This is a genomic window from Spongiibacter nanhainus (assembly GCF_016132545.1).
Taxonomy (GTDB): domain Bacteria; phylum Pseudomonadota; class Gammaproteobacteria; order Pseudomonadales; family Spongiibacteraceae; genus Spongiibacter; species Spongiibacter nanhainus.
Map to the genome: position 1 here is coordinate 2838295 of NZ_CP066167.1, position 14845 is coordinate 2853139.

At 57.1% G+C, this 14845-nt stretch carries 13 protein-coding genes; 5 read left to right on the plus strand and 8 right to left on the minus strand.

Annotation, left to right across the window (positions count from 1 at the left end):
* The first annotated feature begins 42 nt into the window (after positions 1–42).
* Together I6N98_RS12955 and I6N98_RS12960 are read left to right on the plus strand one after the other, a co-directional pair.
* Complete coding sequence (locus tag I6N98_RS12955) at positions 43–1317, plus strand: MFS transporter (RefSeq protein ID WP_198568772.1); 1275 nt, start codon at positions 43–45, stop codon at positions 1315–1317.
* A gap of 39 nt (positions 1318–1356) precedes the next feature.
* A complete protein-coding gene (locus tag I6N98_RS12960) occupies positions 1357–1761 on the plus strand; it encodes a nuclear transport factor 2 family protein (protein ID WP_198568773.1) in 405 nt (134 codons plus the stop codon).
* Positions 1762–1795: 34 nt separating this feature from the next.
* On the opposite strand, the gene I6N98_RS12965 is transcribed toward I6N98_RS12960, so the two are convergent.
* The gene (locus I6N98_RS12965; protein ID WP_198568774.1) at positions 1796–2173 is read right to left on the minus strand and encodes a hypothetical protein; all 378 of its coding nucleotides are present in this window, start codon (positions 2171–2173) and stop codon (positions 1796–1798) included.
* Between the two features lie 177 nt (positions 2174–2350).
* Here I6N98_RS12965 and I6N98_RS12970 point away from each other — a divergent pair, with 177 nt between their 5' ends.
* Positions 2351–2845: a DUF4112 domain-containing protein gene (locus I6N98_RS12970; protein WP_232787335.1), complete on the plus strand. Its 495-nt coding sequence runs from the start codon at positions 2351–2353 to the stop codon at positions 2843–2845.
* A gap of 222 nt (positions 2846–3067) precedes the next feature.
* Here the strand turns inward: I6N98_RS12970 and I6N98_RS12975 are convergent, their stop codons facing one another.
* From I6N98_RS12975 to I6N98_RS12995, 5 genes are all read right to left on the minus strand, one after another.
* Positions 3068–4501, minus strand: a complete 1434-nt coding sequence (locus I6N98_RS12975; RefSeq protein ID WP_198568775.1) for an aldehyde dehydrogenase family protein — start codon at positions 4499–4501, stop codon at positions 3068–3070.
* A 93-nt stretch (positions 4502–4594) separates the two neighbouring features.
* Positions 4595–6334, minus strand: coding sequence for a thiamine pyrophosphate-binding protein (locus I6N98_RS12980; protein ID WP_198568776.1), 1740 nt, complete (start codon positions 6332–6334; stop codon positions 4595–4597).
* Positions 6335–6402: 68 nt separating this feature from the next.
* Entirely contained in the window at positions 6403–7794 is a 1392-nt protein-coding gene (locus tag I6N98_RS12985) for an aromatic ring-hydroxylating oxygenase subunit alpha (protein ID WP_198568777.1), read from the minus strand.
* 56 nt (positions 7795–7850) lie between these two features.
* Positions 7851–9707 carry a flavin-containing monooxygenase gene (locus I6N98_RS12990; RefSeq protein WP_198568778.1) on the minus strand — a complete coding sequence of 619 codons (1857 nt, stop codon included), beginning with the start codon at positions 9705–9707 and terminating at the stop codon, positions 7851–7853.
* Positions 9708–9940: 233 nt separating this feature from the next.
* A complete protein-coding gene (locus I6N98_RS12995; RefSeq protein WP_198568779.1) occupies positions 9941–10255 on the minus strand; it encodes a hypothetical protein in 315 nt (104 codons plus the stop codon).
* 155 nt (positions 10256–10410) lie between these two features.
* Between I6N98_RS12995 and I6N98_RS13000 the strand changes: the two genes are divergently transcribed.
* Both I6N98_RS13000 and I6N98_RS13005 read left to right on the plus strand, forming a co-directional pair.
* A complete protein-coding gene (locus I6N98_RS13000) occupies positions 10411–11832 on the plus strand; it encodes an NAD(P)H-dependent amine dehydrogenase family protein (RefSeq protein ID WP_198568780.1) in 1422 nt (473 codons plus the stop codon).
* Between the two features lie 81 nt (positions 11833–11913).
* Positions 11914–13581, plus strand: coding sequence for an MFS transporter (locus I6N98_RS13005; protein WP_198568781.1), 1668 nt, complete (start codon positions 11914–11916; stop codon positions 13579–13581).
* A gap of 57 nt (positions 13582–13638) precedes the next feature.
* Here the strand turns inward: I6N98_RS13005 and I6N98_RS13010 are convergent, their stop codons facing one another.
* Both I6N98_RS13010 and I6N98_RS13015 read right to left on the minus strand, forming a co-directional pair.
* Positions 13639–14337: an START domain-containing protein gene (locus I6N98_RS13010; RefSeq protein ID WP_198568782.1), complete on the minus strand. Its 699-nt coding sequence runs from the start codon at positions 14335–14337 to the stop codon at positions 13639–13641.
* A gap of 80 nt (positions 14338–14417) precedes the next feature.
* Positions 14418–14837, minus strand: a complete 420-nt coding sequence (locus tag I6N98_RS13015; RefSeq protein ID WP_198568783.1) for a PaaI family thioesterase — start codon at positions 14835–14837, stop codon at positions 14418–14420.
* Positions 14838–14845: the final 8 nt, after the last annotated feature.

Genomic DNA, 14845 nt, shown 5'->3' on the forward strand with positions numbered 1-14845 from the left:
ACAGGGCAACAAGCAATAATAATACTCGGTGAGGATTGAGATATGTCACACACTCCCAGCGCCGCCCTGGAATGGCGCCACTTCTGGTACCTGCCGATCACTGCCGCCATGGGCTATGCCACGTCGGTTATGTATGTCTATTCTTTTGGGCCTTTTATCGAGCCGATTCAAACCGAGTTTGGCTGGTCTCGGGCGCAGGTCTCATCTGGCATCACTATCGCCGCCTTTATCAGCGCGATTTTCTGTATCCCTATGGGTATTTTGGTCGACAAGATCGGTCCGCGGCGGGTAGGCCTGATAGGCGTGACTCTGATGCTGGCCGCCGTGGCCGCCCTCAGTACCGCCACGGGTACAGATAGCAACTGGCTGATGTTGTGGCTGCTCCTTGCCGTGGCAACACTGCTGGTCCAGGCCACGGTCTGGACCAGTGCCGTGACCAGCCGCTTTGCCCGCTCCCGTGGGCTGGCCCTGGCCATTACCCTGTCGGGCGCCTCGCTGGCCGCCACGATATTCCCATTGATTGCCACCTGGTTAATCGGTCACTTTGGCTGGCGGGGGGCCTATATCGGCCTCAGCGGCATTTGGGCTGCACTGACCTTACCGGCGATGTTTTTTGGCTTCCGCGGCGCCCAGGATCAACGCAAAACCGACACTCACAAAAAAACCGCCAGCGCCGACCTGCCCGGCCTGAGTATTCGGGAAGGTTTGCGCTGTTCCGCACTCTATAAACTGGTGATGGCGGGCGGATTCTTTGCCTTCACCGCCATCGGTATCGTGGTTCACTTTGTCCCTATACTGACTGACAGTGGCGCCACTGCCCTACAAGCTGCCGGGGTTGCTTCTCTGATCGGGATTTTTTCGATCGTCGGCCGCCTGGGAACCGGCTTTCTGTTAGATAAGTTCCCGGCCCATATCATCGGCGGTATCGCCTTTGTCATTCCCATCCTGGGTTGCGGTTTGCTGCTCTACGACGGCAGTCAGCCGGCCTTTCAAATGATTGCCGCCGCCATTTTCGGCCTGACACTGGGCTCTGAGGTGGATGTTATCGCGTATCTCGCCGCCAAGTATTTCGGCCTAAAGAACTTTGGTGCTCTCTATGGTGCGGCGGTCATGGCCCTGTCTATGGGCACCGCCTTTGGCCCCCTGGGTGCCGGCGCGGTCTTTGACCACTTTGGCAGCTACAGCCCTTTCCTGCAGCTCACCGCCATACTGATGGGTGCCAGCGCTATTGCACTCTTTACCATGGGCAAACCGCCTGAAGAGGCGGTGGCGGCCACTCAGGCGGTGGCAACCGAGTCGGTAACCGCAGTGGATTAACTCAGCACACTCGTCACACTTAAAAATTGGAGTATGACTATGAATACAGGTCCGGTAGAAGATCGTCTTGCTATACGCGAGCTGGTAGAAGAATTCGCCGCCGGCGCCATGCGCATTGATGCCGACGCCTGGGGTGAAACCTGGGCAGAAGAAGCGGTATGGGGCCTGCCCTCCATGGACAAGCCGGTGGAAGGCAAACAAAACGTCATTGAAGCCTTTCGGGAAAAGCTCGCCTATGTGGAATTTATGAGCATGATCTCCTTCCCCGCCGAGCTGGTTGTGGAAGGCGACCGCGCCCACGGCAAATGCTACTGCCGAGAACTGATCTTTCCCAAGGCTGGCGGGCAGGTCGTGGTGGTGGGCTGCTTTGACGACCAGTACGTGAAACGCGACGGCCGCTGGTACTTCACCTCACGCATTTACGAAGTGATGGGCAAGGGTTAAACCCCTGCCCGCCCCCACTCAACTGGCTGCTAAATTACAAACCCGGCAGCGCCAGATCCAGTGGTAAACCGGGCAGCCCGCCCAATACCGGCAGGTTGCCTTCCAGGCCACTGACCAACGCGCTGACCAGTAGCGACTGCACCAGGGCGGGGTCAACGGTCAAGACTACTCCAACGACCTGCAGCGCAGGCAGGGCATCGGTTAAGCCATCCAGCGGGCTTCCGCCAGCTAAAACGCCACCGCCAAGCAGGTCTCCCACAACCGGGATCGCTACCAGCAGGTCACCACCCAGCAAGTCCCCGCCGAGCAAGTCACCCACCACCGGCAAACCAGCCAGAGGTGACGCTGCCATACTGGAGTTAACCGATACTGATAGAGCGAAACACAGCAAAAGGGTTTTTATTGTCTTCATTACACCATTCTCCATTGTTGTTATGCGGCATTGAATCTACTGGTCAGGGCGCGATGAAGAACTACCCATTTGGGTAGATAGGCGGAATAATGTGAACCGAGTCAGGTTACATGACGTAATCGAAGCTCCAGGGGGGCATCAAGTCGCAGAGTTATTGCTGCCTAAAACGCCCGAGCCATGGCCGCTGTAAAGAAGCAAATTTATATGGAAGACAACTCGAGCAGGAAAACCACCGAGGCCAAACAGAAAGCGGTGCTAATGCGATTGAACAGGTTCAGCCGCATTATGGACAGCAGCATTGGGATACCCTTCACCAGATTCCGCCTCGGTTTGGAGTCTTTGATTGGGCTGCTACCAGTAGTGGGGGATGTGGCCGGCTTAACCTTATCCTTGTATGTCTTTTTAGAGGCACAACAAGTGGGGGCCAGCGGGGCCGTTAAACTAAAAATACTGCGCAATATTGGTATCGATTTTGTGGGCGGACTTCTGCCTGTGGTCGGCGATGCCTTCGATGTACTCTTTAAAGCCAATACCCGCAATACCAAATTGCTAGAGAACTACCTTAACGATCAACTTGCGGAGCCTGCCCAGCGCGCCTTCCCATGGCAGGCATGGATCGGCCTATCGATACTATTCGCGGTGATTGCCCTTGGGCTGGCAGCGATTTTCTAGATTGGAATAAACCTTGACGGTGAACAGGCCCTAGCTATTTCGAGCCAGGTACTTCACCTTCAGTACCGGTAACGCCTTATGCCAGCAGTGTTTGGCCATGACAATGAGCGGCCCCTTATTCGTTGATCACTGTTTCGTTGAACACAGCATTCTTGAACACAGAGACCGCTCATCAACAGAGCTTTTCAGCAAAGACTGGTAAGACAAGTCAGATCAAATACCTTACTGCGCCGCCTCCGGCTTAAAGCCCAGAATCCCTTTAATCTCCAGGTATTCCTCAAAGCCGAACTCGCCCCACTCCCGGCCATTACCGCTCTTTTTGTAGCCGCCAAAGGGGCAGTGGAAGTCAAAACCGTCGTTGATGGAGACCCAGCCGGTGCGCATGGCCCGGGCGACGTTTTGGCAAGTTTCCAGGTCGGCACCGTAAACACCGCCAGCTAGGCCAAAGTCACTGTCGTTGGCAATCTCGATAGCGTGTTCCAGGCTGTCATAGCCGATGATGACTTGTACCGGACCAAAGATTTCTTCCCGGGCAATCACCATGTCGTTGGTGGCATTGGCAAAGACGGTGGGCTTCACGTACCAGCCCTTATCCAGGCCGTCCGGTCGACCAGGACCGCCAGCAACCAGGGTGGCGCCCTCCTCGATGCCTTTCTCAATGTACTGCTGAATACTGTTGAACTGGCTTTTGGACACCACTGGGCCCATGGCAAAGTCGCCGCTGGGATCGCCAACAGTCACGCCTTCAGCTGCGGCCTTGGCGGCGGCGATGGCCTCATCCATGCGGGCGTTGGGAACCAGCAGGCGGGTGGTGGCAGAGCAGGTCTGGCCGGAGTTCATCATCATGCCGCCCACGCCTTTGGCGACGTTATCGGCAAACTGCTCGTCGTCCAGCACAATCAGGGCGCTCTTGCCGCCCAGCTCCTGGGTGACCCGTTTAACGGTCTCTGCGGCATTGCGGGCCACTTCGATACCCGCCGCCTCTGAGCCGGTGATCGAGACCATATCGACGCCGGGGTGGCGGGATAGTTCGGCGCCTACCACCGAGCCCCGACCCTGAATTAAGTTAAAGACCCCGGCCGGCACATCGGCAGCATCGATAACTTCTGCCAGCACCTGAGCTGAGAAGTGCGCTTCTTGAGAAGGTTTCAGTACCACTGTGCAACCGGCGGCAATAGCGGGAAAGACTTTGACCGCTATCTGGTTTACCGGCCAGTTCCAGGGGGTAATCATACCCACCACGCCAATAGGTTCACGGCGAATCAGACTGGCGCCGCGCAGTTCCTCGAATTCAAAGCTTTCCAGCACTTCAATCGCCGTATTGAGGTGACCGTTGCCCAGCGCCACGTGAAAGCCCTGAGCCAGGGCTTTGGGCGCCCCCATTTCTTCGGTAATGGCTTCACCAAGGTCAGCGGCACGCTTTTCGTATTCAGCCAAAATCCGCTTGAGTACCGCCAGACGCTCGTCTTTGCTAGTTTGAGACCAGCTAGTGAAGGCCTGCTGGGCGGCTTTAACCGCGCGATCCACATCGGCCTCTTTACCCAGGGCGATCTTGCCAGACACTGCCTCGGTAGCAGGATTAATGGTCTCGACGGTGCTCATCTCCAGCGGCTCGACCCACTGGCCGTTGACATAAAATTTCAGATACTCACGCATGGCTTTTATCCTTATCTATTAACGAGAAGTGAAGGTGCAGCACTCATGATACTTAGGGGCTCTCGACACTAATTGCATTAGTGCATGGGAACACTAGTAGGCAACATCCGCCGCGTCGGCGCCGTAGCCCGGTTTAAAATCGGTGTACCAGGACTTGAACTCTTCGTAATTGGGAGCATCCATGGCATTGGCCACCGGATCGATGGGCACATGAATCACCGTCGGTTTGCCACTGGCCACTGCCTTTTCCACCGCTGCGGCGATATCGTTTTCGTTGTCCACATAGACGCCCTCTGCGCCAAAGCCTTTGGCGATCACGTCAAAGCGCACCGCCTTGCCCCAGTGGGCCTCGGTCTCGGGAGAGTCCATTGCCACCTGTTTGCGCCAGCAGCCCACTTCCAATCCCCAGGCGTTGTCTACGCCAACGACGGTAACGATGGGCAGGTTTTTACGCACTGCGGTTTCCAGCTCGGCAATATGGAACATAAAGGAGGAGTCACCAGTCACCAGCACCACTGGGCGCTCGCCCTTGGTGGCAATAGCGGCCCCCACCGCATAGGGCAAGCCTGTGCCGAGGTGGCCGGTGTTTTGATTCCAGACCAGATCGCTGGGGGCGTACTGGGTGTAGGTCCAGCCAAAGATGGTGACGGAGCCGCCATCGGCCGCGTAGATGGTGTTCTCCGGCAGGGTCCGAGTGGCTTCAAAAATAAACTTGGCGGGGTGGATCTGCTCGCCACCACTGGGCACTTCAGCCCGCAGTTTGGCTTTAAAGTCTTTTTGCATTTGCACCCAGCCGTCAAACTCTGAGGAAGGCGTGCGAGGGGTATCCTGAAGAGCGTCGATCAACTGCGGCACAATATCCCGCAAGTCACCCACCAGAGGCACATCAATGGGTCGATTGACACCGAAGGCCATAGTGTCCCGTTCAATATAGATCCACTTGCGATTGGCATCGTTGCTCTCCCAGTGCCGGCCTATGCCCATATGGCAGGGCTCGCCCAGCTCCGTGCCAATGGCAATACACAGGTCCGAGGCCTCAGCCGCTGCTACTCCAGCCGGGGAGAAGCCGTAGGCAAAGGTGCGCTCTTCCATGCCCTTGATCGTCATAGCGCAGCCCGAGGTCTGCAAAATTGGGCAGGCCATAAGTTCAGCCAACTGGCCAACTATGTCGTGAGCACGGGCGGTAAACATACCCTGCCCCACCAACAGCACCGGGTTTTTGGCTTCTCGGATCAGCGCGGCGGCCTGCGCCACCATGGGACCCGCAGCGGGCTGGCTGGTGAGGCGGTATTTTTCAGGCGGTAGCACTGGCGTCCACTCGCGCTCTTCATGAATCACACTCAGCGGCAGTTCAATATAGGCCGGACCGGGTTTGCCAGTGGTGACCTGACGAATCGCCTCGCGGACAATTTCATCGACTTGATCGGCATCTTCCACTACGCCGACGTATTTCATCATCGGCTCAAAGTGACTGACCTGATCCATAAATTGGATGCGCCCTTTACGGACTCGTTGGTAGGCAATACTGGAGCGCTGGCCACCAAAGAAAATGGTCGGCGAGTTCTCTTTGGCGGCGACGATCATCGCCGCCGCGAGATTGGAGATCCCCGGCCCCTGGGTACCAAAACACACTCCCGGTTTGCCGGTCATCCGCGACCAGGCATCGGCCATAAAGCCACCGGCCTGCTCGTGGTGAGGCGCGACCACATCCCAACCGCGCTGTTCGCAGGTCATCGCCATGTGAATAAAACCGGGATCGGGGATACCAAATAGCGAGTTGATGCCCTCTGCTTCCAAGAGGTCGATAATTCGAGAATATACTGGGGAAGCCATAGCTGTGATCTCCTGAGCGACGCGGCCCAGCGGGACGTTGAGGCCCCGCACCAGACCGGCCCATGTCGTTATTTTTCCAGAAAGTCGATATGTCCCTTGCCCATATAGGTGGCGAGGTGACGGTGGAAGTTAGTGATTTTCTGTTCCTGGTGGGGGTTGGGCAGCGTGCCGCGGAAGCCCCGGGATTTCATGCCCTTCTGCACCCACTCCATATTGGCAAAATCCTGGGCAAGCACTTTGCCCCAGTTTTCGGCGGTGGGCTCGGCGTACACCCACTCGGTATCCGGCTCTTCCCCCTCCGGGAAGCGCTCCAGGGCGTAGGATTCAAATATGCACATATTGGGATCGTCGCCGTAGGGGCGAGTGCGATAACACAGCGCAAAAGTGACGCCTTGCAAAATGGTCTGATTGGGGAACAGGCTCCAGGCCAGCCCCGCCTCGGATTGCTGCTCGGGTGTGATTTCTGGCCAAACCACGCCCCGGGCGGCATCGTCGGCCTTGGCGGATTTCATCCAGTGGTTCATTACCTCCTGCACCGGCGTGCCCTCGGGAAGCTCGTCTTTCAAACGACTGGCCGCGTTGACCAAGGTCTCTGTGGAGGCGGCGTAGTTCACCGTCTCATAGTTTTCCTTAGCCAGCTCGTAGGTAGAGATGCGGGGGTCGCCCAGGCCGGCCCGGGCTACACCACTACTCTGGGAGGTTTTCTGGCTGGCGTCGCGCTCATCAAAGCCACTGACACCGTGCAATCCGTAGGGTTTGCTGTACGCGTAAAACTGGCCGTACTTGGTCAACTGCGAATGGGTACCCGCCACATGGTAGGGCTCCATGAAGGCTTCAATGGCGGTTTTCCAATTACAGGGATAAATTGCCCACTGGCGCCATTTATAGCGCATTTTCTCAAATTGATAGGGACTGAGAATGCGGTCCACCTCACCGAGGAATTCCAGCAGAGGCTCGCAGTCCGGATCCATATTGATATAGATCCAGCCACCCCAGGTATCCACCTTGACCGGCGACAGGCACACCCGCTCCTTCTGCTCCAGGCTGCCCTTCCAGTCGTCCTTGTCCAGGATGTAGGTGTTTTCGCCTTCCAGGTTGTAGGTCCAGCCGTGGAAGCCGCACACAAAGTTCTTCTTGCGCCCTTTAACGCAGTTGACGTCGTCCGGGGTGTTCACCAGTTGTCGACCGCGGTGGGGACACACATTGTGGTAGGCCCGCAGCTCGTCTTCGGCAATGCGGATAATCACAATGGAGTCGTCGGCGATGTTGTAGGTAATAAAATCGCCGACCTCGGGAATGTCCTCCAGCCGCGCCGCCATGTTCCAAACCTTGGGCCACAGCAGGTCTTTTTCTTTCTCCGCATAGTCCCGGGAAAGAAACGGTTCCACTGAGTAGGTCAGCGGTTCGGCCAGATCTTCGTCTCTCAGTTCTTTAACAGGAATATCGTTTTGATTGCTCATCACTCACCTTCACTATTATTTTGACGACGGATGCGGGGTCTATGTGCCCCGCGCTATTATTTTTTAATGATCATACCTGGCAGTTCGCCACTGTCGCGCCATTCCTGCAACAGGGCCTGAAAGGCATTCCAACCGGGACCGTAACTTTCGCCCAAGTACCAGCGATATTTTTCGTTACCGTCCTCGTCTTTTTCCTTTTCACCCTCGTTATTAAAGTAACTGGGGGTACATTCGCTTTGCAGTTCAGAGATATCGATGGCGGTCTCGCGGATGTGTTTCACCCACTCGTCCTGCGCCTCTTCGCTGGGCTCAATGGAGCTTGCCCCCTGCGCCAGGCCCTGCTGGATAATATAAGCAATATGCTGCCCCTGACGGTTGAATATCTCCGGGATGGTGGCGTTCAGCCCCCCTTGATACAAGCCCATATAAAACTGGTTGGGGAAGCCGTGGCTCATCATGCCGTGCAAGGTGCGATAGCCATTACCCCAGTGCTGGTAGATTGACTTGCCATCCCGGCCTTCCACCTGATCGATACCCCAGCGACGATCCAAGTCCGAGGTCACCTCAAAGCCACTGGCGAAGATCATGCAGTCGATCTCGTACTCCTGACCATTGGCCACAAAGCCTTTCTCCGTCATGGCTTCGACGCCTTGGGTGGCCGAAACATCAACGAGAGTGACATTGTCGCGGTTAAAGGTCGGGTAGTAGTCGTTGTTAGACAGCGGTCGTTTGCAGGGGAAGCGGTACCAGGGCAACAGGGCCTCGGCGGTATCCGGATCTTCCACTAGCTCACAGATGCGCTTGCGGGCCCGCTCCATCACCCGGTAGTCCATCTCTTCCCGGCGCTGCATAAATTCTTCCATGCTGAGCTGGGGCCAGCCCTCTGCTTCCATCTCCGCCATCATATTGCGGGTAATTTCTGTCCAGAAGTCGCAGATCAGGTCTTCCTCGCCAGGCTTTAGTGCGCCTTCCATCGCCGCGCGGTGAAAGTTGTCCTGGCGGGCAGCCTGCCAACCGGGCTCCAGGCTCTGCGCCCAATCGGGGTCAGTGGGCGGGTTGTCTCGCTTATCGACGCTGGAGGGCGTGCGCTGCAGCACATACAAATGTTGTGCATGGCGACCGAGGTGGGGAATAGCCTGAATCGCAGTGGCACCAGTGCCGATAATCGCGACCTTTTTGTCACTGAGCTTATCCAGCACCGGCTCAGTCTGACTGCCGCCCGTGTAATCGTAGTCCCAGCGTGAGGTATGAAACATCTTGCCCTTAAAGTCACCGATGCCGGGCACCGCGGGGAACTTGGGCATGTTAAGGAGGCCATTGGCCATAATCACAAAACGGGCACGTAGCTTATCGCCACGATCAGTAGATACCTGCCAACGCTGCAGGTCTTCATCCCAGTGCATACCATTAATCAGGGTGTGAAACAGGGCGCCATCGTAGAGCTTAAAGCGATCGCCGATACTGCGCATATACTGGTAAATCTCGGCGCCATCGGAGAATTTCTTGGAGGGCAAAAAGCCCATTTCTTCCAGCAGCGGCAGATAACAGTAGGCGTCGTTGTCACACTGCACACCGGGGTAGCGATTCCAGTACCACACGCCGCCAAAGTCGCCGGCAGAGTCGACGATGCAAATATCATCAATCCCCGCTTTTCTTAGGTGAACGCCGGCTAGCACGCCGGACCAACCGCCCCCCAACACCACGACGTCAATGTCCTTGCTGACCGGCTCCCGCGCTTGGCGAGGAGTATGTGGATCTTCACTGCTGACTTCTGGCAGTTCACCAGACAGGGCTTGGTATTGTTTTTGTCCTTCTGGGCGAATGCGTTTCTCCCGCTCCTGGCGGTATTTCTCACGCAATGCGGGGATGTCGATCTCTTCTACCGGTGGAACGGCGGTGGGTTTACAGGTCATGCTAAACCTCGTCACGTAGTACAGCTTTGATGATTATTAATATCCTGAGTCCTAGAATATTTTAAATCAACAATGTTGTCTACTTAAATTCACAATCGGCAAGCGAACCCTCGTCCCTTCGGGGTACGCTATTCGAATGAGATCAGGGGCTTAGGCGGGAATAGGGAGATAGATCGCTGTAAAGCGGGGGAAAGCGGGGGCAGGTTACTGCGCCCCCGTGGGATAAGTTGCGATCAATCCAGCTTTTTAGAACCGCTGAACTTGTGTGACATCATGCCCACTTTGACCTTGCCGGCAATGTCGTTGCCGCTGATTTCGCCGACAAAAGTGACCTTGAGCTTCATGGGTTTGGTGACGTGCTGCACCCAGGAAATGGTGTCGCCATCCACCTTACCTTCCTCGATTGGCGTGCTGACACCCCGACCGGTTTGGGTGCCAGTTAACGTATCGCCGTCCCGCTGCAGCTCCAACACGGTGTGTTCCTTGCCGGTGGGGCCCTTAACGGTGATCTCCCAGCTGCCTTCCGGCGCGGCGTTTTCCTCAGACATGCTTTACTCCTCATATACAACGTTATTGTGCTGGCTCTATGCAGTCCGGATCCGCCCCATCGTCGCCGATAAGTCACGCTTCCCTGCTGGAGCCATAGCGATTTATGGTATACTGTGTTTCACAATAAGCGCAAATAATACTATCAGGAGTTGCAATGCATTCTCATCCCATCCGCGTCGTGCAGTGGACCACCGGCAAGGTCGCTAAAGAAGCCGTAAAAGCGATTTTGGACCGCCCCGAGCTTGAGTTAGTGGGTCTCTATGCCTTTTCCGCCGATAAAGTCGGCCGGGATGTGGGCGAGTTAATCGAGCTGGGCCACACCGTAGGGGTTAAAGCCACTAATCGCATTGAAGAGCTGATCGCCCTCAAGCCGGATATCGTGACCTACATGCCCCTGCACCCTGATGTGGAGCAGATGTGCCAACTGCTGCGCGCTGGCATCAACGTCGCCACCACCGCCAGTTTTATGACCGGTCGCGGCTACGGCGAGGACGCCCGCAAGGCATTGCAAGACGCCGCCCTGGCCGGCGGGGCGAGTTTGTTTGGCAGCGGCATCAACCCGGGTTGGATCGACAGCGTGGTGGCCACGGCCTCCAGTGCCTGCCGGGAGGTCAACCTGGTGCAGGTCACCGAATCTTTCAATATCGGCATGTGGGCAGGGGACGCCAACCAGGACGAATTGGGCTGGGGACGCCCTGCCGGCGACCCAGGTCACGCTGCGGATATCGAGAAGGCGACCCTGCCCTTTGGTGACGCCGTGGAGGCCGTTGCCCATATGTTCGACTTCACCCTGGACGATGTTCGCTGTGAGGTCGGCTTTGCCCATGCGACCGAGGACCTCGATATACCCGGCCGACCAGTAAAACGCGGTCATGTAGCCGGCATTCACGCCAAGTGGCTGGGTATTGCAGAGGGCTTACCAGTGGTTGAGCTCAATGCGCAATGGGTGATTTCAGATGACATCGAGCCACAGTGGGACATTCAAATGGCCTACGATGTCGTCATCCATGGCACGCCTCAAATTAAGTTGCGGGCGGACGTGCTGCCCGCCGATATGTCCTTGCCCATGGAAGAGCTGGTGGCCACGGGCTTTATTATCACGGCTATGCCCGTGGTCAACGCCCTCCCTGGCGTGGTGGCCGCACCTCCGGGAATCATCACCTACGCCGACATCAAGCCGGTTACATCCGTGCTGCGCCCCAAGCCAGTGACTATCGCAGAGCCTTCAATAGATAACGATACTGATGAGCTGCAAACTCATGAATCGGCCGGCCCAGACACCTCAGTGGAAGGCACCTGGAAAGTCGCCATCAAAGCGCCCACTGGTGCGATGGAGACGACGCTGGTTATCGATAACACCAATGGCCAATACAGCGGCGAGCAGTTCGATGATAAGACGACTGCGCCGATAGAGGATGTGCGTGTCGACGGCAATGAGGTGAGCTGGATAAACATCGCCACCAAGCCGGTAAAATTAAAATGTCAGTTTAAGGGCACCATCCAAGGTCGGCAGATGACAGGTAAAGTGAAGGCCGGATTTATGGGCTCCTACAAATTCACGGCCACCAAAATGTGAGCCGCTCGGTGCAAGCGGGTCCGATCTTGCCTATAGTATCGTCCAACAAAAAGACTTATTAGCACCGGATACAGGACGCACATGGGCCGCTCGGAAAGCACATCCGTCGACGAGATCACCGCTAAACCCGGTGTCTTTTCGCCACTGAGCCACAATACCTTTCGGGGAATGTGGTTTAGCAACACCATCAGCAATGCTGGCAGTTTGATTCAGAGTGTTGCCGCAGCCTGGGTGATGGCCAGCATCGCGACCGCCGACTACGTGGCCCTGGTGCAAACTGCCACCTTTCTACCCATGGCGCTGTTTGCCTTACCCGCCGGTGCCCTGGCGGACATCTACGACCGCCGCAAAGTACAAATCGCGTTTTTCCTGCTGTCACTGGTGGCGGCCGTTGTCATGACCGCCGCCTCGTTTTTAAACATGATTACGCCCTGGGTGCTGCTTAGCCTGTGCTTTCTGGTGGGCACCGGTGCGGCTCTGGCAGCCCCAGCCAGGGGCGCCTCCATTGCCGAGCAGGTTCCCAAGGAGCTGATTCCCCAGGCCGTGGCCCTCAACAATATCAGCTACAACTTAGCTCGCAGCGTGGGGCCCGCCATCGGCGGCATGTTGGTGGCCGCCTTTGGCGCCACCGTCGCCTTTGCCGTGAACGCCATCAGTTTTTTACCCATGCTGGAGGCCCTGCGGCGCTGGGATCGGGAGAAAGAGGTCTCCCGCTTGCCTCCAGAGGGGCTACTTCGATCGGTGAGTTCCGGGGTCCGCTATGTCGTCCATATGCAACCGGTTCGCCTGGCGGTGGCCCGGGCTTTTGTGCTGTGCTTACTGGGCGCTGCCCTGCCCTCGCTAATGCCGCTTATTGCCAAGGACCTGCTAGTAGGCAACGCCAGCGTATTCGGCCTGTTGCTGGGCGCCTTCGGCATCGGCGCGGTGTGCGGGATATTTGTACTGCAACCCATGCGGGATACCTTTGGCAACGATGGCACCCTGCGCCTGTGCACCCTCACCGTGGCAGCCTGCCTGATTGCCCTGTCAGTGAGCCGCAACCAATACATTGACTATGCCGTGTTGATGCTGGCCGGCACCGCCTGGATGATGATCACCACCACCATCAGCGTGATGGTGCAGTTGTTTGTACCCCGCTGGGTGATGGGGCGGGCCATCGCGACCTCCAGCGCTGCCATCACGCTAGGGGTGGCCATAGGCTCCTGGCTGTGGGGGATTATCGCCCGGGATTACGGTGTGGTGTTGGCGTTTCAATTTGCCTCGGCAAGCTTGGTGGCCTCGCTGGTATTGACGCGTTTTCTACCGGTGGCGGATCGAACCAGCTCTACCGAGCTGGACGAGCGGGTATTGGATGACCCGGAAGTCAGCCTGGGGATTACCGGTCGCAGCGGGCCGGTCAGTATCGAGCTGCAGTACCGTATTCCCGCCGACCGGGCCCGGGAATTTTATAATCTGATGCGGGAACAACAGCGTGCCCGCTCCCGCAATGGCGCCTACCAATGGTCGCTATCCCGCAATATCGCCGATCCGGAGCAATGGTCAGAGCGCTTCACCTGCCCCACTTGGAACGACTATCTGCGCCTGCGCAATCGCCGAACACTGGAAGACTCTGAGCTTCAGCGTCAAGCCGCGGATATGCAGTTGGAACCGATGAAAGTGGTGCGTTGGCTGGATCGCCCGGCGGGATCGGTAAGGCTTAGCGAAGAGGCCCCGGACCGAGGCGACGAAGCCCTGCAGATACAGGGCTAAGAAAGCTTGCCGGCGGGCGCACTGCGCGCGCCGGATTAAGGCTTAAAGAACGGCGGCTCAGCTTTCCTGGGCCACCACTAATTCGGCGTCCCGGTACTCGGGCTGCTGAACCAGTTTCTTCAGGGTTTCCATGGTACCTATAGGCTGCCCCACAGACATGGAGTTAATCAGGCTGGAGGGAATCGGGCCATTGGGGTCTACCAAGATCTGCAGCTCTACCTTGGTTTGGCCGTCTTCCAGCGGGGTCAGACGCCACTGCTGACGGGATGCCTGGATGCGTACCAGATCCTCCTGCTCGGGCTTAATCCCCTGGGTGGCAGTGTCAGTGATGGTGACCACACCGCTGTCAGCATCGTGCTCTATGACTCGCTGGTTAAAGGAATCCCGGTCACTGAGGGGCCAGGGCATGTCCATTACGGTGTAAATGCGATAGCGAGTGGCGGACTCCCGCTGCTCAATCGCCGAGTTGCGAACGACATCGCTGAGCTTGGGGGCGTTCTCCTCAACGTCGTTGAGTACCGCCAGCACACTGCCCGGCGTGGTGGACAGTGTGGTCACCGCGAGAATCTCGCGGATTTCCCAGCCTTCGACGCTGCGAGCGTAAATTTGCACGCCGTCCTCTTCTTTTTCCAGCTGCCATTCGCCCACTTTGGCGCCGTCGCCAGCAGTAGCGGCCATCGCGACAAAGGCCATCATTGCGATCATCAGGCGCTTGAGTCCGACAAAGGCCTTACCAGTGCTCAATACACGTTCCATGTTGCTCCCCTTGGGTTTTATCGAAATTAGGTTCTATCGAAATTACGGTCTATTAGACCCGATGGAAGCTGAATCCGCGATTAACGTTTGGTAAAGACTCGCCAGACCCCACTCACTTCCATCACCGGGTCGTCGCCGACGCGCAATATAGCGTGGGCGAAGATCATTTGCCGACCCTTCTTGGTAATTGTGGTGTCGATTTGGACAAAGGCGGGCGCCTTTAGTGCCGACAAGAAGTTGCTGTTCATCTGTACGGTGGAGCAGTTGGCTCGCTCAGACGCTTCCCACACCGCTAAGGACATGGCGTGATCGGCAAAGGAAGTCAGCACCCCACCGTGAATATAGCCCTGGGCGTTGTGGTGGCGCTCCTCCAATTGCACGCCGTAGTGATAGCCGGTGTCGTCCTTGTGTACCCATAGCGCCTCCAGGGAGGCGGGAATACCGGGAAATTCGCGGCGTTTCCAGTTTTCCGGGACTGTTGACCCGCTGTCATCACTCACTCACCACT